This window comes from Paenibacillus sp. 19GGS1-52 (assembly GCF_022369515.1).
GTDB lineage: Bacteria > Bacillota > Bacilli > Paenibacillales > Paenibacillaceae > Paenibacillus_AQ.
Map to the genome: position 1 here is coordinate 4,937,329 of NZ_CP059724.1, position 19,426 is coordinate 4,956,754.

15 protein-coding genes are annotated in these 19,426 nt (G+C 44.5%); 8 read left to right on the forward strand and 7 right to left on the reverse strand.

Translation table 11 applies throughout. The features are described 5' to 3' along the window. Positions 1-119 precede the first annotated feature (119 nt). Positions 120-827: a glycosyltransferase gene (locus H1230_RS23055; RefSeq protein WP_481857090.1), complete on the reverse strand. Its 708-nt coding sequence runs from the start codon at positions 825-827 to the stop codon at positions 120-122. A gap of 188 nt (positions 828-1,015) precedes the next feature. On the opposite strand from H1230_RS23055, the gene H1230_RS23060 reads away from it, so the two are divergent. The 3 genes from H1230_RS23060 (at position 1,016) to H1230_RS23070 (ending at position 5,043) form a co-directional block, all read left to right on the forward strand. Further along, positions 1,016-2,083: a glycosyltransferase family 4 protein gene (locus H1230_RS23060; protein ID WP_239712204.1), complete on the forward strand. Its 1,068-nt coding sequence runs from the start codon at positions 1,016-1,018 to the stop codon at positions 2,081-2,083. A gap of 42 nt (positions 2,084-2,125) precedes the next feature. After that, a complete protein-coding gene (locus H1230_RS23065; protein ID WP_239712205.1) occupies positions 2,126-2,893 on the forward strand; it encodes a glycosyltransferase family 2 protein in 768 nt (255 codons plus the stop codon). Positions 2,894-3,039: 146 nt separating this feature from the next. Continuing rightward, the gene (locus H1230_RS23070) at positions 3,040-5,043 is read left to right on the forward strand and encodes a glycosyltransferase family 4 protein (protein WP_239712206.1); all 2,004 of its coding nucleotides are present in this window, start codon (positions 3,040-3,042) and stop codon (positions 5,041-5,043) included. 72 nt (positions 5,044-5,115) lie between these two features. Here the strand turns inward: H1230_RS23070 and H1230_RS23075 are convergent, their stop codons facing one another. Then, positions 5,116-5,799, reverse strand: coding sequence for an HAD family hydrolase (locus H1230_RS23075; RefSeq protein WP_239712207.1), 684 nt, complete (start codon positions 5,797-5,799; stop codon positions 5,116-5,118). 230 nt (positions 5,800-6,029) lie between these two features. Between H1230_RS23075 and H1230_RS23080 the strand changes: the two genes are divergently transcribed. From H1230_RS23080 to H1230_RS23090, 3 genes are all read left to right on the forward strand, one after another. Then, positions 6,030-7,187: a YhgE/Pip domain-containing protein gene (locus H1230_RS23080; protein ID WP_239712208.1), complete on the forward strand. Its 1,158-nt coding sequence runs from the start codon at positions 6,030-6,032 to the stop codon at positions 7,185-7,187. Between the two features lie 102 nt (positions 7,188-7,289). After that, the gene (locus H1230_RS23085) at positions 7,290-7,805 is read left to right on the forward strand and encodes a PadR family transcriptional regulator (protein ID WP_239712209.1); all 516 of its coding nucleotides are present in this window, start codon (positions 7,290-7,292) and stop codon (positions 7,803-7,805) included. A gap of 98 nt (positions 7,806-7,903) precedes the next feature. Next, positions 7,904-9,295, forward strand: a complete 1,392-nt coding sequence (locus H1230_RS23090; protein WP_239712210.1) for an aldehyde dehydrogenase — start codon at positions 7,904-7,906, stop codon at positions 9,293-9,295. Positions 9,296-9,506: 211 nt separating this feature from the next. Here H1230_RS23090 and H1230_RS23095 read toward each other — a convergent pair whose 3' ends face one another. The 5 genes from H1230_RS23095 to H1230_RS23115 all read right to left on the reverse strand — a co-directional run bounded on the left by H1230_RS23095 (position 9,507) and on the right by H1230_RS23115 (position 17,359). Then, positions 9,507-9,764: an AbrB/MazE/SpoVT family DNA-binding domain-containing protein gene (locus H1230_RS23095; RefSeq protein WP_173138500.1), complete on the reverse strand. Its 258-nt coding sequence runs from the start codon at positions 9,762-9,764 to the stop codon at positions 9,507-9,509. Between the two features lie 486 nt (positions 9,765-10,250). Beyond that, the gene (locus H1230_RS23100) at positions 10,251-12,347 is read right to left on the reverse strand and encodes a glycoside hydrolase family 36 protein (protein WP_239712211.1); all 2,097 of its coding nucleotides are present in this window, start codon (positions 12,345-12,347) and stop codon (positions 10,251-10,253) included. Positions 12,348-12,466: 119 nt separating this feature from the next. Continuing rightward, a complete protein-coding gene (locus H1230_RS23105; protein ID WP_239712212.1) occupies positions 12,467-13,798 on the reverse strand; it encodes an ABC transporter substrate-binding protein in 1,332 nt (443 codons plus the stop codon). A 122-nt stretch (positions 13,799-13,920) separates the two neighbouring features. Beyond that, positions 13,921-15,567: a response regulator gene (locus tag H1230_RS23110; protein WP_239712213.1), complete on the reverse strand. Its 1,647-nt coding sequence runs from the start codon at positions 15,565-15,567 to the stop codon at positions 13,921-13,923. After that, complete coding sequence (locus tag H1230_RS23115) at positions 15,560-17,359, reverse strand: sensor histidine kinase (protein ID WP_481857091.1); 1,800 nt, start codon at positions 17,357-17,359, stop codon at positions 15,560-15,562. The genes H1230_RS23110 and H1230_RS23115 overlap by 8 nt, the downstream gene beginning before the upstream one ends. Before the next feature lie 215 nt (positions 17,360-17,574). On the opposite strand from H1230_RS23115, the gene H1230_RS23120 reads away from it, so the two are divergent. Next, positions 17,575-18,465 (forward strand): carbohydrate ABC transporter permease, encoded by an 891-nt coding sequence (locus H1230_RS23120; RefSeq protein WP_239712214.1) that lies wholly within the window; start codon positions 17,575-17,577, stop codon positions 18,463-18,465. Further along, positions 18,465-19,301 carry a carbohydrate ABC transporter permease gene (locus tag H1230_RS23125; RefSeq protein ID WP_239712215.1) on the forward strand — a complete coding sequence of 279 codons (837 nt, stop codon included), beginning with the start codon at positions 18,465-18,467 and terminating at the stop codon, positions 19,299-19,301. The genes H1230_RS23120 and H1230_RS23125 overlap by 1 nt, the downstream gene beginning before the upstream one ends. Positions 19,302-19,426: the final 125 nt, after the last annotated feature.

The following is a 19,426-nucleotide window of genomic DNA, read 5'->3' on the forward strand; positions in this document are numbered from 1 at the left end:
AAAGAATCCTTATATCGTAATATTACGTTATAACGATATAAAAAGCAAGTTCTAACTGCTAAAATAACCTCCAAGTCCGTCTTATATGGCGAAATCGGAGGTTTTCGGGTGTGATATTTTTAATAATTCGCTAATAATTCCTGAAACTGCGTGAAATAGCTGGCCTTCACTTTCGCAAGTTCAATTTGGATGCTTTCCAAATGCAGGATTGTCCCCATCTCTTCGTGCCTGCGATATGCAGTTAGTGGTTCATTCATGTAATACATATTCTCCTTCTCTAATAGCAACCGCACCCAAAAGTCATAATCATGGGTATAGGTGAGCGTTTCATTGAAATATCCAATTTTCTGGATAATCGAACTTTTCATCATGACTGTACACCCATTGATTGGACAGTAGTTCGTAAATGCTTCTATAAATGATTGAAACGTTTGAAATTTTGCCGTCGCATCGTGCTGGATGATTTGACTTCGTTCATTAATGACATGGTAATCTGTATAGCAGAATGCCGCCTTGCGTTGTTCCATGAACTCAACCTGACGCTTAATTTTATCTGGGTAAAATAAATCGTCCGAGCTAAGCCAGGCCACATACTCCCCGTTAGCCGTTTGAAGGCCACGATTCAGTGCACAAGCAGTTCCACCGTTCATCTGTCTTATACAATGAATCCGATCTAAATAGGGGAATAATTTCTCTGTATACAACGTAGAACCGTCATCTACCAGAATGATTTCTATATCCGAGAAGGTTTGTTTTAATACACTATCTATAGCCTGATCTACATATTTACAGTTATAAAACGGTATAATCACCGATACTTTTGCCAATCCGTACACCTCTCTTATTTATCAAGTCTTATAACATATGCATAGTGCAGTTTATAGTTGTGGACTCGTAGCTGCTTTTGGATAGGAAGTTAAGAGCAACTTCTTTCACTGTATTGGTTATCCGTACATCCAATTCTTCTTGCCGCCACATATGGTATGGAGAAGCAGTCTACTAAGGAGGGAGCAGATTGAAAGTTCTATTAAGCTATATACTACCGAGTGGTGGTATGGACACCCTGAATCGAACTCGGACGGAAGAATTACGGAAGCAAGGCATTGACTGTCATCTTTTATATGAACGTTATGGAGCAGGCCTGCAAAATATTGCGACTTGCCCGACACTTGTGACCGAAAATGATAACGAGATTCGCCAATTGCTGTCTACAGAATCGTTTCAAGCCGTAGTTGTCTCCTCCAATTTTCTGTTATTGGAAAAGTTTCGTCTATTGGGTTATACAGGCCCTTTAATCTATGAAGTCCAAGGGCTTGGAACATTGGAGCAGGCGGAGAATGTCATCACGGTGGCCACGCCCTATATTTTAGCGCACGCAGATGCCTTGTTATATCCCCCTACTTCTCATTTGATCCAATTGTTATCCAGATTTCCGACAAAGCTTCATTTTTGTTTTTCTAATTGTTTGGATACGACTAAATTTCAATACCGTGAGCACACCCCCACTCCCTATCCCATCATTGGCTGGGTTGGACGACTTGAGCCTAACAAGAATTGGCAAGAGTGTCTGGAAATTGTATATCGAATTTCCAGACAGGAGCCTCGACTTCGTCTATGGATCTTTGAAGATTCGAATCTATCGCTAGAGTCGGAGCGTCTCGCTTACCTCAATACAGTAAAACGCTTGGGATTACGCAAAAAAATCGATATCTTCTCCAATATCGCGCATGATCAAATGCCTGATTATTTATCCATCATTGGTGAATCTCATGGCTTTTTGTTATCCACCTCCATTATGGAAGGCTTCGGGTATGCGGTTGCTGAAGCAATCAGCTGCATGTGCCCTGTTCTCAGTACTGACTCCGATGGTGTACGTTCATTTATTTCCCATAATGTAACCGGGAAGTTTTATCCATTAGGCAATTTCGAACAGGCTGTTCAAGAAAGTCTTGAACTCATGAGAGGACCGCTTCGGGAGTCCATCCGAACTCAAGGCAGAGCACTAATGGAGACCTCTTTTAGTCCCCACACGTATGCAACAAATTTCATAGGCATGCTGAAATACCTCGGGGTGTCTGTTTAGGCGCTATGATCACAAATATAAAAATAAGGTTGGAGGGAGCAGATGTTAGTCAGTATTGTTATTTTGACGTTGAACAACTGGAACTTAACCGAACGATGTTTGCAAAGTATAACGAATTATACGGAGATTCCTTATGAAATCATCTGCGTCGATAATGGATCTTCCGATGGGACTCAGGCTCATTTAAGAAACCGTGAGGATCTGTACTTCATCGAGAACGAACAGAATTTGGGATTTGCCCGTGGTTGCAATCAAGGAATGGCCGCTTCTTCCGGAGATTTTATTCTTCTCCTGAATAACGACACTGTCGTCTCCCATCGCTGGCTCGGAAATTTAATAACTGTGCTCACAAGTTCACCTGAGGTGGGTATTGTAGGTCCCATGTCAAATCTGGTGATTCCACAGCAGCGATATCCCGCCTCTTATCCAACCTATGAAGAATATCATCGCTTTGCCGAAACCTTCAACCGGTCCAATGCCTCAATATGGCGGGATACTACAGCTATCAGCGGATTCTGCATGTTATTCCACCAGCAGTTGTATCATCAGATTGGAGGCTTGGACGAATCCTTCCTGCGTGGGGGCTATGAGGATATTGATTTCTGCTATCGAGCTTTGAAAGCTGGAAAGAGACTAGTGATTGCTAGCGACACCTATGTTCATCATGTAGGCAATGCAAGCTTTCTATCCAACTCCATTGATATGAACTCTCATGCGATGAACAATCGCCGGGTATTTTTAAGAAAATGGGGGTTTAACCCGGACCGATTGATTTATACATTGGATGAGAATTCCCTACCCGACAGCTAAGTTTGAAGTGTACTCGTTGCGTAATTTTAGATGAACCGGCTCCCTTGGAGACCGGTTTTTTACCGAAAATGGGCAATTCTCCTGAGCAAACCGTCGTGTCGGGCGGAGATAGAGTCTACATATATTAAATTACTTATAAGAAGGAGGTGAAAAAGCATACTTGTGGCAACATGACAGGTATGCAGTCGGTGACCTCAAAACCAAAAGTCATGTTATTCTCCCATATCAGCGATCCAGGACGTATCACGGGTGCGGAGAAGATGCTTCTTTCCATCAGCAAAATATTGGCCCGCCAGCATGAGGTTTGGCTTGTTGTGCCTCAACCGGGCATCCTTTCGATCGAAGCTGAGGCCCTGTCCATTAATACCGTCATCGCGGGCTATCCCCTATCATGGTCGCTTTATCAAGCATCCGCCTCCACACAAAATGATCTGGATGCGCTCAAACAGAGTGATTATTATCACCATATGATAAATCTCCTCAACACGCACAGACCTGATTGGATTATTGTCAATACGATTGTAGCCGCTTTGCCAGCCTTGGCAGCAACACAAATTGGTATTCCTACAGCATGGATTCTTACAGAAGTGATGTATCCGGGAGAATATCAGATATCATCTGTGCAAACCGTTAATCAGCATTCTACTTATATCATTGGGATATCAGAAGCTGTCTTAACCCCGTATACAGGTGCTCAACTGGATGAGAAAACGCTGTTAATCAATCCAACATGGGATCGTTCAGCCCTAGATACAGAAAGATGCATTCAGCATCGCAATACATTTAGGGAAAAATACGGTGTGGCGCAGCAGGAGCTGCTGATCGGTGTTGTTACGGCAATGTTAGCTCCCCATAAAGGTATTGCCGAATTTATAATGATGGCTCATGTTCTGATGTCCAAATTCCCCAATACAAAATATCTTATTGTCGGCAGCCAGGAGTTGGCGAATCAGAATTATGTAGAGGAATGCAAACGGCTTATCGCGGCAACCGTTGACCCTTCACGATTTATCTTTCATCCTTTCGAACTGAATATTGATCAAATCTATCCGGCGCTTGATATTCTGGTTGTACCCAGCATTGGTGATGAAGGTTTTGGAATGACAGCACTCGAAGGGCTTGCTTTTGCGAAGCCGGTGGTTGCTTATGCATCGGGCGGGCTTTCCGAAATTATGATCCAGACCCATAATGAAGAGTTTCTGGTACCCAAGGGAGATGTGACCTTACTCTCCAATACAATGGCGAAGCTGCTCGAAGATCAGCAGCACTTAACTGAGATTGGTGCGCAAAACTTCTTGCAGGCTGAACAAGTGTTTGGTCTTGCTGCGTTCGAACGTAATGTCAATCATCTCAGCGGGACGATGGATCGTTTGATTCCTCCGGTCGATGTAAACAATCCACTTCAGAACGGCGATTTCTTCAAGGGTTCCGGACCAACTGTTTACTTGCGCCGGGGTGTGAATCTCCATCCCATCTCCTCTACGGAAGCCTTTGAACAAGTCGGCGGCCGCTTCGAGCAAGTGATCCAAATTGCCGACGAATTGATCCATAGCTCAGTTCTAGGTGATGTAATCTATTTTCACCAATCCCCAAGTGAATCAACTGCCTTGGAAGCAGAACAGACAGGAATTACTGAAGTTATGGCAGATGCTCAGGATGAATCTTTGAACAACCACACAGCATCTACTGTGGAATCGGCAGATGCTCAGCAAACCAGCAATGGTATTGCCTTAATTCCTGCGCATGTTGAAGGCAACGTTCAGGGGATGGAAATAAATGATCCAGTACAGGGACTTGTTCCAGTTCATCCAGGTGTACGTGCACAACCTCATGAACTGGCTTCAAACACGGGTGCTGCACTAAGCGATAACCTTATTGTTAAAGTTCCAGGGTTAGTCAATTCCTTTAGTACAACTACAGCTTCAAAGCCTAAAGTAAGAAAAAAGCGGAGAAGCAAACGAAGATTACGCAAATCTGCGGTAAAGCATAAGGCAATAAACACCTTGTTGAGTAGAACACTGAAAGGAAAACAAAAAAAATACCGAAAATCAAAAATGAATGTTGTGAAGAAAAAAATATTACAGCGTCCAAAGATACAAAAACAACGTAAACTACAAAAAATAAAAACCAGTCCGAAGAAAGCAGCCTAAGAAGTTGCGAGAATTCCCACACAAAAAAGCCCGTCCTTCTCACACTCTGAGAAGGGCGGGCTGGTTTAACTTCTACTCTGCACTGTCATACAATCCCGTCAGCTCATCAAAAGATGTAATGATCACATCAGAGCCTTTAAGCTCATCCTGCTTCCCAAAGCCCGCGTAGCTACAACCGATTACAATCTGCCCGTTCCCTTTGCCTGCTTCCACATCGGACGAGCGGTCACCGACCATCCAGGCATTGCTAATTCCTTGCTCCTCAAGCAGAATCCGCAACAGATCCACCTTGGTTGCCGTGCCTTGTCCTCCCGCGCTGTACAATCCCTCGAACAGCTCCTTCATCTCATGAACCACTACGATGCTGTGAATGTAATCCTGCAGTCCGTTGCTGGCAACGAACAGCCGTACTCCGCGTCCTTTAAGCGCGCTCAATGTTTCGACCACCAACGGATACAGTTGTGTCTCCCCTGCCTCAAGTCCTTCGATCTCCAGCTGCAACAGTAGTTGATCTGCCCGATGGTGCACTGCTTCATCTGCTTCCGGCATTACATTCTTCCATATTTGCGACAGTAACATGCCTAAGCTGCCCAGAATGCGTTCCTCCGGTGGTGTGGGTCCTGAATACAGGCCTTCCTCCCGCAGAATATCAAACATCTTATAGTATGCAGGCAATAACAGACTTTCTGTCTGGAACAATGTACCATCCATATCGAATATTATAGCTTCTGGCTTCTTTAGCTTCAGGTTGGTCATCTAATGAATCTCCCCTTCTCAACTTCCTTGGTGGTCGGTAACAATCATATCCCTTGAGACATCCATTACATGCCCTATGATATAGGAAATCACTTTGTATTGTCTAGGCTACGCCAAGCTCAAGCATTACGGATACAGTAAATTTCAAAGTAAACCTTGTCATTTATATATCAGTATGATATATTTCGTATTATAATATTACAACTTGATATATAAAGGAGATGATTAATATGAACAGTAAATTATTGTTTCAGTTTCTTAAGCAACCGGTCACTATAGTCGGTATCATCACAGCAATATTATTCCAAGTCTTTTTCAGTTTAATCTGGATTACGGGTTACGATCATGTAACAGATCGGGTGAATCAACTGCCCATAGCTATAGTGAATGGAGACGGCGCTGCTGCACAGCCTATTGCTGACGGAATTTCCGAGTCGTTGAAGTTCGAGATCAAGAAGGATCTTACACTGGCTGAAGCAAAGGATGATCTGGAAAGTCGGGAAATTCGTCTGATCATCAACATCCCACAAGGATTCACTGGCCAGATCAGCGATCCTTCCGGCCAAGCAGAGATCCGCTATTTCTTAAATGAATCGAATCCGCAAATGGTAAGCAATGTCATGCAGACCGTGGCGCTTAAAGTTACAGCGGCTCTGAATACGGAGAGTAGCAGCGCCTCCCTGAACCAGACCTTAATCGGAATGAAGCTTCCTGAAGCTCAGGCGAATATAATCCGGAACAGCACGGGTGACCGGGTGACTTCTGATGTACAAATCATCAATCCTGCGACCAATTTCGCACAAACCATGGTCCCCTTAATGATTGTTACGGCTTCCTTCACCGGATCTATGTTATTAGCCATGAATCTGAACAGAGCCTCCTTGAACTTGTCACTGCAAGCAGGAAAGTGGCAGAGACTGACCGCCCGTTTCATTTTGCTCGGGGCAACTGCCTGTATAACTTCCTTGATAGGCACTTCAATGATTCATTGGCTTGGCATCCCCTCTAGTCTCGGCTTCATGGCGATGTGGATGTTTGAATTCATTGTGATTATCTCCTGTATGAGCATTGCCCAACTCAGTCTTATTCTGCTCGGAGATGCCGGTGCTTGGTTAAATATCGCCCTACTCTCCATTCAGATGTTATCCTCGGGAGCAACCATCCCCCGGGACTTACTATCACCCTTTTATAGCTGGATTGGACAATTCTTCCCCGCTTACTATGCAGTAAATGGAATGCTTGACCTCGTCATTGGAGGGACAGGAGTCGGGCAGAATGTGCTTGCCCTTATTTCTATCGGTGCCGTGGCTGCAGCAATCAGCATCTTCCTAACTTTCATCCGCCGGGAACCTCAGCTCACCCAAGAGCCTGTACCCGCAAATGCTTAATGGTGCTACTGCTGTTTCTGCTGTGGTTCATGATCTATCAAATTGAGGCTAACTACGGAGTTGTGATATGGTAATGAATATAGAAAGGAGCGGCAGTCTATTATGAACATACAAGATGTCATTCTCGGAATATTAAATAATAAGCCCCATTCCGGCTACGAGATCAAGCAGCATTTCGAGGAATATTTCTCCTTCTTCTTTGATGCCAGCTATGGTACTATCTATCCTACTCTGAGCAAAATGGAAGGTCTTAAACTGATAACCAAAAAATCGGTACGGCAAGAAGGCAAGCCCGACAAAAATGTATTTACCATTACAAGTACAGGAACGGAACGCTTTCAGACCTATCTGCATGGGCCGGTAGAGAAGGAAGTGCTGCGTTCAGACTTTTTTATGCATCTGTATTTTGGAGACATGACCGACAGAGATACTGTAGAGAAGATGCTTCGGCAGGCCATGGAGGAGAAGCAGACCATGTTCGACGATCTGGAGCAAAAGTTAAAAAAGTTGGATACTAAACTAGGCACTTACCAGAAAATGTGCATGGAACTGGGTTTGGCACAGTATGCTGCTTTTATCAATGAGATACAACGAGTGTTGGAGCTTGATTTCGCTTAACCTCCCAAAGGAAATGTTCGAGGTCATATCATTGAACTGGTTGAAGAACACTAAATAAGAAACGCTATTAAGCGAGAGCATTAGGTGGAGGGATATAAATGATACCACAGACTTCCGAGAGCATCGACAAGATGCTTGCAGAGCATAAACAGTTCTACAACGGCGGGCGTACGAAAGAAATCAACTTCCGGCTTCAGCAGTTGCAGAAGCTTAAAGACAACATTAAGAAATACGAGAGTCGAATCATTACTGCCTTACATCAGGATTTGCGCAAAAGCGAGTTTGAGGCCTATGCCACAGAAATTGGCTTCACGCTGGACAGTATTGGTTCTATGATGAAGCATCTAAGACGCTGGGCCAAGCCGGTAAAAGCCAAATCCCCACTACATTTGTTCCCTTCCAAAAGTTATGTAATTAGCGAGCCCTATGGAACAGCGCTTATTATTGGCCCCTTCAATTATCCGTTTCAATTGTTGATTGAACCGTTAATTGGTGCGATCGCCGCCGGGAACTGCGCCGTACTCAAGCCCTCCGAGAGTACACCCAACGTCTCGGCAGTAATTGAGGAATTGATCAAGGAAGCCTTTGAGCCACAGTACATCCGGCTTGTGCAAGGCGAGAAAGAAACGACACACTTATTGATCCATGCCAAGTTTGATTATATTTTCTTTACCGGAAGTGTGCCGGTTGGCAAGCTGGTAATGGCCGCTGCTGCACGCAATCTTGTACCCGTAACGCTTGAGCTTGGCGGGAAAAGCCCAGTTATTGTCGATAAGACCGCAAATCTTGACGTAGCCGCGAAACGAATTGTTTGGGGAAAGTTAGTCAATGCGGGTCAGACCTGTATTGCACCAGATTATATGCTAGTGCATAGTGAAATCGCAGGCGAGCTAATCTCCAAAATCAAACAATGCATCACCCATTTCTATGGAATAGATATTCAACAGAATCCTGATTATGGCCGCATCGTGAACGAGCGCCAGCTGCACAGGCTTGAGCGCATGATTGAAGCAGACCGAACGAAGGTTATTATGGGCGGCATCGTCGTAGAAGCGGATCTTTATATTGAACCCACTCTTCTCTACCCTGTGACCTGGAATGACAGTTCAATGGAGGATGAAATCTTCGGGCCAATTTTGCCTATTATAGAATATAGCGACCTGGATGAAGCCATTCAGAGTATTAACGATCACCCGAAACCACTGGCATTATATCTATTTACAGAGGATAAACAGGTAGAGCAGGAGGTGCTTGACCGGGTTTCTTTCGGGGGAGGTTGTATTAACGATACGATCTCGCATGTTTCGAACACTTATATGCCCTTTGGCGGCGTTGGCCATTCGGGCATCGGCGGATACCATGGGCAACATAGTTTTGCTGTATTTTCCCATCGTAAAAGCATCGTGAAGAGAAGCACTAGAATAGACTTCGGCATCGTTTACCCACCCTATGGCAACAAAGTTAAGCTGGCCCGGAGGCTTCTGAAATAAGAATACCTCATCTCCCTTAAACCCAACCTATTCCATAACAATAAAATGGCGTTGGATCCTATCGCACCTGGTTGCTCAAGGAAGTCCAGCCGTTCTGGCGTTTCCACGAGCTAAGCAGAACAAGAAAAAGGACCGGCCCACAAACACATCTCTGTGCTTGCAGCCGGTCCTTTTCTGCATAATTTATGCTCGTTAATAGTCTAAGGTATACTTAAATGTTGTCAAAGCTTGAGATCAGTTCATCGAGAACATCTTTACTAACCATCTTACCTTTGAAGTTGATGAGATTCTCTGCACTACCGGAGAAGATACAAGTAGGCTCGTATTTTCTAAGAATGATTTTTTCTCCATCCACGAAAATTTCGAGCGGGTCTTTTATGTCAATTCCCATCGTTCTGCGTAGTTCAATCGGAATCACGATACGTCCCAGTTCATCCACTTTTCTTACAATACCTGTCGCTTTCATCATTATGCATCCTCCTTGAAATAATACTTATATAATCATTCGTGTTAAAAGCTTTCAAAGCTTCTATAAAGTAGTAATGATTATGCCATACCTGCATTGTAAAGTGCTATTTCTTTCCTGTCAATTTTATTTCTACAACTTTTGATATATATCGACAAAATATTCAAAAAGTTTAGCTTTAATTCGACAAAAATAAATTTCATTTTCCTTCATCATGCTTCCTTAAATGACAAATTGATCACTAGACCGTATGAACAACATTTATAAATTGATTAAAATAAATTTATTTTAAGTTATACATGAAGGAGCTATTTAACTACGGGAATATTGGGACTCCAGCCGCTGTTGTCTCCAAATCCCCCCTTCGTTAATCTCCTCAGAAGTTACTTCTTATCTTTCCATAAAAAAATACCCTGTCTCCCATGGCTTCTGCTGAGGCCTAAGTAGACGGGTATCCTTTATCAAATATAGAAATTACTGATTACTGATTTAGGAACGAAGCTCAAACAATCTGGCCGTCTTCCCTACCGGAAGAGTAACGCTTAGGATACCCTCTACCGTATTCCAATCCCAAGTGGAGCCATGCTCCTGTGGGTAGGCACAGATCACGGACACATCAAGTCCCTTCAACTCTGGAATGGGCAATTGGATATCCGCACCTTCGCCAGCGATCCGCCATACCGCGAGATAACGCCGTTCGCCGTGCCGTAATCCGAAGCTCACCCACTCCCCGGCTGCATCAGGCAAGCCAAGCGGCCAAAATGGTGTAGACAATGCAATGTCTCCACGGATGATTTTGTAATAATCCAAAGCTTCCTTCACCAGCTCTCTGCGCCGCGGGCTCAGCTCGGCCAAATGGCCACTCTGATGCACACGAAGCAGCAGCGCGTTGACCATATTAAAGATAACTTCCTCGTCGTCACCTTCCCGTAAAGGATAGGACCATACCGCTGACTGTTCTGGAGTCAAAGCAGCAGGAGAAGCAGCGGCAATTGCCGCATACTGCACGTAATCCTCTTGGTCGCTGGTAGACTGGATGCTGTGCCGGCTAAGCATGGCATAATCCATTCGCATCCCGCCGCTCGAACAATTCTCTATAACAAGTTTAGGATAACGTGCAAAGATGCTATCCAACCAGCCGAGATAGGCCCGATTATGCTGCAGCAGACCATCTCCGAAGCTATCCGAATTGGTTTCCGTACCAATGCCTGAGTTAATGTTGTAATCCATCTTGATATAACCCACACCGTATTCTTCCACTAATCTCGTAATTACACTATTCGCATGGTCAATTACACGCGGATTGCGGTAATCCAACTGATAGCGGCTGCGATCCTTAACCCGTTTGCCATGGCGCATAAAGAACCAGCTGTCATCTGTCTCGGCCAGCTTCGGACTCTGAATGCCCATAACCTCCAGCTCCAGCCATAGGCCGGGAATCATCCCTTTGCTGCGAATATAATCCAGGACATATTTGATTCCTTCCGGGAAACGCTCAATTGACGGTTCCCATTGCCCAACCCCATCCCACCACTCTCCAGGTGCATACCAGCCTGCATCAATGCAGAAATATTCGCAGCCCACATCAGCAGCAGCATCAATCAACGGCAGGAGCTTCTCTGTCGTGGGATCACCCCATAGGCAGTTCATGTAATCATTGAAAATAATCCGTAATAGCTCATTATCCTCATTAGGTCTACGAATAACACGACGGTAAGCGGTAAGCTGTTCAATCGCAATCTGAAATTCACCTTGAACAGATCCGACAGCAACAGGCACTGAAGTGAAATCTTCGCCCGGCTCAAGATTCACCCACCAATGGTTGTCACTTTCGGTCGGTCCGCTTACAAGAAGGGTTAGCTGATCGAATTGATCCGTTAGCTCCCAGTGCCAGGAGCCGTTATGCTCAATCTGCCAGAACAGGCTTGTCCCACTATCTTTATTATGCAGGACGGCCATAGGCAGCAGCTCTGCCGCCGACCAAGAGCCGGTATTACTGCAGGCAATCCGTTTCGAACCCCGGTCAGACAAGTGAGACATACCCAGCTCCGGCAGACTATAGGTCCGCCATTGCAGCTCGCTCTGCCAACCGCTGTGAGCGATAGTTACCTCTATTTTGTCGTTGCGGTCCTCAGATCCCTCTTTATCCACTCCAGTAAGTGCGAAGGAAGAGATATATTCAACCGCTGTAGCAGCTTCCCCTTCATTACTCAATACCGTCCAACAACGAACGATTTGTATGCCTTGATAGAACTGAAAATGCTGGACCGCCTTCAAACGGGTAACGGGATCGATCAGCGCTAGTTCAAACTTACGTCCAAGTTCATTCACAGTGTCACTATGACTGTTATAAATCATGCGAAGTCCAGGATAGGAGGCACGATGGGTTCGCCCGTGATATTCAGCCCGATCCTCCCCCGATAATTGCAGCTCCAGCAGCCGGAAACCCGGTTTATGCTTATCTGCTATGACCCCAGTCTCCAGAGGTCCAGCTCCGAAATGGAGCAAGTGAACATCTTGGTCTGCGGTAATCTCAATAACAAGATAAAGTCCATTTTCCGTTATTTCAATCCTATTACTGCTCATAATTTAATCTTGACCTCCCAAAGTTGTTCCAAAGTTATTCTCATTATATACATAGAAAGAGGCGGTTCTCCAGTAATGAATCTTACTTGGAGACCGCCCCGAATCTTAACGAATATTATTTATTGTGCAGCTGATCCGAATTGAATCCAAGCTTTTTGAATTTCGGTGATAGCTTGTTCTTTAGTCTTGCTGCCACCAATATAAGCCTGCATCAATTCACCGAATTTCTGGTGGAACGTATCCAGAGAGTAGTTAACCGACAGGTCGCCGGATTTCTCTGTTTTCAGAATTTCCGCCATTTCTTGTGGCATTTGCAGGTCTGGCATCGGAGCATCCTTGATTGGAGGAATAACCTTTGCTACAGTTGAGAACCAATTCTTGCCGTATTCAGAAGTATACAGCCAGTTAAAGAATTCAATCGTTTCAGGAGCTACAGCAGAATCTTTGTTAATGCGCAATGCCTGATCGGCACCAGTAATGATTTGGGACTGTTCCGCTTTGTCGCTGACAGGGTAACCCATGATTCCCAGATCAAAGTCAGGCGTAATCTTCTTGATTGCTTCTTCATCCCATGCGCCTTTACCTGTCATAAATGCTGCTTTGCCAAGTGCAAAGTCGCTGACTTCAGCATTACTGTCCCGTTCCAGTGGTTTGTCTGTTCCGTGTTTGACAGTAGTATCAATGAAACTGAAGAAGTTATCGTTCAGCACAGGGTGATCCGCAAAGGTAGTCTTTCCAGCGATGAAATCGCCTACCAGTGTTTTAGCGTCCATACCGGCATCAGTGGCTGCTGCATCAACAAAGTGTTGGAAGATGTGCTTCCATACCCACCACTCTTTATAGGCGTTGGCAAAAGGTGTAATTCCTTTCGCTTCTAGCTTAGTAATCGCATCATCCATTTGAGCAGTTGTTTTTGGAAGCTCAGTAATTCCGGCATCGGCCAGAAGTTTTTTATTGTACATCAGTACGAACAAGTTTCCTTTAACAGGAAGTCCAAGTACCTTACCGTCTTTTGAACTCATGTTAGCGCGAACTGCATCGGTCATAGCCGCTGCCAGTGGTTCATTAGTAAGATCGGCACTGTATTCAGCAAAAGTATCGATATCGCCACCAGCCGTAGTTTGGAATACGTCAGGCGTACTTCCGGCAGCAATTTTGGATTTAAGTACTGTATTGTAGTCGGCCTGCATAATTTCTAGATTAATCGTTACATTCGGCTTAACCTTTTTGTACTCAGCAATGTAAGCATTAAAAGCATCCGTGTATTCAGGAGAAGCGGTAAACATATTGATCGTAACCGGCTTGGTAGAATCTGTCGCTGCAGTGTTCTCTGCTCCAGCTCCATTAGTTGCGGCCGTATTATTAGCAGCGTTATTATTTCCTCCGCAGCCGGCCAGCAGACCGCCAACGAGCAGCAAACTTGCAGATAGTGCTGTAAATCTCTTTAACATGATGTTGCCCCCTTTTCCTTATGCATCTTGTGGTCTTGGTGTTATTCTAATGAAAATGAAAAAGGATAAGAATGTACATAAGTGAACTTATAAGGGTAAAAAAGTGTGTTCATGTAACCGTTTCACTTTTCTACCCCTAAAAGCTGGATTCGATATTCAGTAGGCGAACATTCGTAGTAATTCCGGAATGCCTTACTGAAATAGTTCTTATCCTTGTATCCCAGCATTTCGGAGATGTCCTGAATTTTCAGGCTGGGGTCAGATAGCATATCCTTCGCCTTGTCCATTCTCACCTTTTGTACATACTCGTGAATGCCGTACCCATACTGACCCTTAAACAGCTTCATCAAGTACTCTCTGCTCAGGAAATACTTATCCGTAAACATCGATATTTTAATATTCTCAAAATAATGGTTATCAATGTATGCTTTAATATTTTCCAGCACACTGCTACGGTTTCCAGCAAGCGATTTATTAAAGCTGTTAGCATAGCAATCCAGAAGTTCATTCAACACGATCTCAAATTGTCCAAAAGAAGCAAAATCGAGCGTGATGCCAAGACCGTGCAGTCCCTTGTCTTTCCCGCTCTGGAGCTGCTCGGGCACAGCATCCATATCTATAGCGATATCATTTAGCAATACAAAGAATTCCTGAATAGTTTTGTCCGCTTCCCCCAGACTAAAATGCTCCGAGGAATTCCATTTTTTAGTAAATTCAAATAAAATACTTTTAGCATGGCTGATGTTCCCGTTCTCCAGGGCATTGCGGATTAGCGGCATACGACCTGTCAGCGAAGGGCTATCTTTAGTAAGTGATTTATCAGTACTGCTGTTCATGACTGCAGTCCCTTTTAGCTTAATCAGATCAATTCCATCTAAGGAAGCTTTGGCACTTTCATAAGAATCGGCAATATCCGTGATATCGCCATATGGCTCGCCAATTCCACCCACAGATATAATACCGAATAGCTCCTTTAGAGTGGAGGTCACTTTCTTCATATGATGAAGGGAGAGAAAAGCTGCATCCTTCACATAGCCGCCTGTCATCGTGAAGATAACGATAAATTCCCGTTCCCCCTTATGGCTCGCAAAGCTAAAGGCCTTAAATTGTCCATCGTTATTCTCATTAATCACATTGGTCACGGCAAAATGCAGCAAATCACGGTCCTCATGAAATCGGTCTTTACGCACCTGCTCCAAATTAAGCACACGCAGCACACCTGCTGCGAAATAATTGCCTGCTCTATCTGCGCCAATTAGCGGCAGGAAGGCTTCATTGGACTGATTCTTGAAACTGCGGCCAATGATCGAGAGATACATCTTCTCCTTTAGCTTCGGAATGGACATATTGAGCGTAATGTTCTTGTTAATGAACTCGCTCTCTTTCTCGCGTTTAGCCTCCAGCATATCAATTCCTTTACGCAGTGCGGCATTGAGATCCACACGATTAACCGGCTTCAGTAAATAATCGACAACCTTGGAGCGAATAGCTTGGCGTGTATATTCAAAATCATTATAACCACTGACCACAATCGTCAGCAGATTTGGAAATTCAAGTTCTATAATCTGCAGAAGTTCACTCCCATTCAGCTCCGGCATCTTCATATCCACCAAGGCAATATCAATCTTATGCTGGCGCAGCATAGATAGTCCAACATTGCCGTCCGTAGCCTCAAGCACTTGATCGACGCCAAGACCCTTCCAGTCGCCCAGAATATTTATCGCTTCGCGCAGCGGCTCTTCATCATCTATGATTAGTATTTTATACATGTCCCAGCCCTCCCCGCGGTAATCGCATTTCCATATTTGTCCCATACTGATTACTCGTAATGAACAATCCAGCCTCTGCTCCATATAGAAGCTTCAACCGAGCATTCAAATTCTTCAGTCCAATACTTTGCATGTCATTATCAGCCACACTGTCTTCTTCCTGATCCTCCCATTGACGCTGCAATGAATTCCGCACTCGTTCCAGCCGTTCCCGGCTGAAGCCTGGCCCATCATCCAACACAGATATGATAGAGTGGTTGGCAGTAACACGTGCCTCAATTGTGATAGTGATTGTACTCGAGACTTTCTCAAGCGCATGCTTAATGCAGTTCTCCACCAGTGTCTGAATAGACAGCTTCGGGATTTCCAACCCCATTAGGTTCTCATCCCAACGATAGGCCACCTGCATTCTATTCCCAAAACGGGCCTTCTGCAGAGCCAAATAGCGTTCAATATGCTTTAATTCTTCTTTGGCTTGAACAACATCCTTGCCGCTCACACAATATCTTAAGGTTAAAGCCAGATTATCAACCATATCGACAATATCATCATTGTTATTTTTAAGGGCCATCGTAGAGATGGCTTGAAGCGCGTTATATAAGAAATGGGGATTAATCTCCGCTTCCAAGGCTTTTAATACAGCGTTTTTCTCCACAATCTTCATCTTGTAACGTTCATTGATCAGTTCATTCGTCTTCTCCACCATCTTATTGAAGTGGCGTGACAGATAAGCAATCTCATCATTTCCCTCCACCAGCGCCTCAGCCTCGAAACTGCCTGTACTAAATCGCTTCATCTGTAGCGACAGATTCTTTAATGGATTTGTGATTTTGTTGGATGTGTAGCTGACCAAGACTACAGAAACAATCAGAAAGAGGAAACCTATTAGGTAATTTAATTTACGAGTCGTTGTCGCAGCTTCATAAATCTCCTTATAGGGAATGGGCTTAATGAGCTTCCAGTTCTCTTTTTTACTATTGTTATAAATAACCAGATACTTTTGTTCGCTATCTGACCATGTAAAACGTCCACCAGGAGCCGCAGTTAGATGAGTAAGCAGTCCCGCCGCTTCGCTCTGCTTATAGAATTTCAGATCATCTACAAAAAAAGGCTGATTATCCGGGCTGACATACATCAAATGCTGCCCCTTACTAAAGGGAATATCCTTCATTATCTCATTCGTAACCGTAGAATTGAAGTAAAGAGATAAAACCGCCTGCGGCTCTCTGGAAACGATGGAGCGTAGCACCCGATGGTAGCCCATGAAGCTTTTATTTGTATTCACGTGATAATCTACACTATTCTGCGGAGACTCTTGTTCCACGAAAGACTGGTAAGCACGGTTAAACGGGCTTTCCAGTGCTCTTTTATACCAAGGAAGGTTCTCGATGGAGGGATGGTCTGCCACACGCACTGTAATATTGTAGTTCTCTTTGGTGACATAATAATATTTGTGCTCCTTGATCACATACAGATAGATGGATTCCAGATCCTCACGGGAGAAGTACAGCTTCTTCAAATAATCCTCCACATACATCTTCGAGGCATAATCCTCCGATTCGTGCAGAATCGCGTAGGTAATCTCATCGTATGATATTTGCGGCAGGGACAATTGCTCGATCCCATCCAGGTAGCTTTCCAGATTGCGTCCGACCAGCAGCAGATTGTTGCTTGTACTGGCAATACTGTTATTCACCGACTCCTTCTGCAGCATTCCGTAGGAGATAAAAGTCAATGAGGTCACTACCATAATAATGATTATGGTGAACAGGAGAATCAGCTTATTCGCCAACCTGCGTGACACACGCTCCAGTAAAGGTTCAAACAGCTTCAGTATCGAATTCTTAATAATGACAGGCAGCCTCCTTGCTCTCTCAAATTTGAGTTCACCTTTTTACCCCTAACTGTACTCTTAAATCCATTTTTGCGTATAGGGGACTGCTCTATAATACACAATATAGACTAAACGGAATACTCCCACCCAACAAATCAAGAAGAGGTGCATCCATGTTAAAAACACTCGGCAGAAAATGGCGCGAGAAAATAGAGTTCGGGATATTCACACTCCCGGTTCTGATCTGTATCGCTGTAGCATTCTACATTCCGTTTGCCATGACCATCCGCTATTCCATGACTAAATGGAACGGAATCTCCAAGAATCCTGTATTCGTTGGACTTGATAATTTCAAACAAATCTTTACGGGAGATACGAATTTCGCCGATTCGGCCTGGTTCACTGTAAAGTATGCGGTACTGTACATTGTTCTCGTTAACGTACTCGCTATTCTGCTTGCAGTCGTCCTGGATATGAAGCTTAAGACTACACCTTGGCTGAGAGCAGCCTTTTTCATTCCTTATATCCTGAGTCTTGTTATTGTCGGCTTCATTTGGAAGTTCATCTTCATGCAGGGCTTCAACTCGCTCGGAGAAAGTACAGGCTGGTCTGTATTCGCCCTAAGTTGGCTGGGGACGCCGGGACTTGCCTTCATCTCCATATTACTTGTTTCTATTTGGCAGTCGATCGGTTTTTATCTGGTCATCTACATTGCCGGCTTACAATCTGTACCTGAGGATCTCAAAGAAGCGGCCACCGTTGACGGTGCGGGTCCGATTAGAAAATTCTTCAGTATCACGCTGCCACTGCTGGCACCATCGATCACCATTTCGGTGTTCATGGCCCTAACCAACTCCATTAAGGTATTCGACGTCATTCTGTCACTGACCGGAGGCGGCCCTGGTGGAACAACTTATAGTATCGCTTACGATATTTACCGGGATACCTTCCAGAATAATCTGTACGGATACGGTACCGCTAAAGCGTTAATCCTATTCTTAGCCGTGCTGGTTGTTACCATCCTGCAGTTGGCATTCTTCAAACGAAGAGAGGTTGAAGCATAATGAATAAAAATAACAACAAGACAGGTCGAATCGTTGTAGAGGTTGTTATGGTCCTTCTCTCTCTTCTGTTCTTATATCCACTGTTCCTGACCATTCTCAATTCCTTTAAAAGCTTTAGCGAGGTTATGACCGATGTAATCGCGCTGCCAAAGCATCTGGTGTTCAGTAACTATTCATACGTATGGCAGTTTATCAACTATCCAAAACTGTTCATGAACAATATGGTGATCACCGTTATCGGTCTACTGGGCATCGTGTTCGTCTCTTCCATCTCTGCCTATAAGCTGGCCCGAACGAAATCCAGACTAAGCGGAATCTTCTACTTCCTGTGCATTATGCCGATGCTTATTCCGTTTCAGTCCATCATGTTAACAGTGCTGCAAATCGCCAAAAAAATTAATTTATCAGAAAGCACCTGGGGTCTGGGCTTACTGTATTGGGGCTTTGGCGCTCCACTCGCGGTGTTCATCTACCATGGCTTTGTCAAAGGGATCCCTTTAGAAATTGATGAAAGTGCGACGATTGATGGAGCTTCCGGCTTCCGCCTGTTCTTCAGTGTCATCTTCCCGCTGCTGAAATCCGTTACAACAACTATCGTCATTATCGACGTAATGTGGATCTGGAATGACTTCCTGCTCCCACTGCTTATGGTCAACGGCTCGCCGGATACGAAGACTCTGACGCTGGCCGCCTACACCTTCGTTGGACAATATACCTCGGATTGGCAATATGCGATGACCGCCATGGTAATGGCTGTGCTGCCATCCATCGTAGTGTTTATCTTCCTGCAAAAGTATATTGTTAAGGGTGTTGTGGCTGGGGCTGTTAAGGGTTGATCTTTAAAACTTAGGAATGTGTTCTGAGCGGACGCTCCGCGAACGGAACGTTGCTTCAATCGCTGTTGTCTCCAGATTTATTGAATTATCCCTTAGCGGTCTAAATCCGGAGACAAAGGCGACCG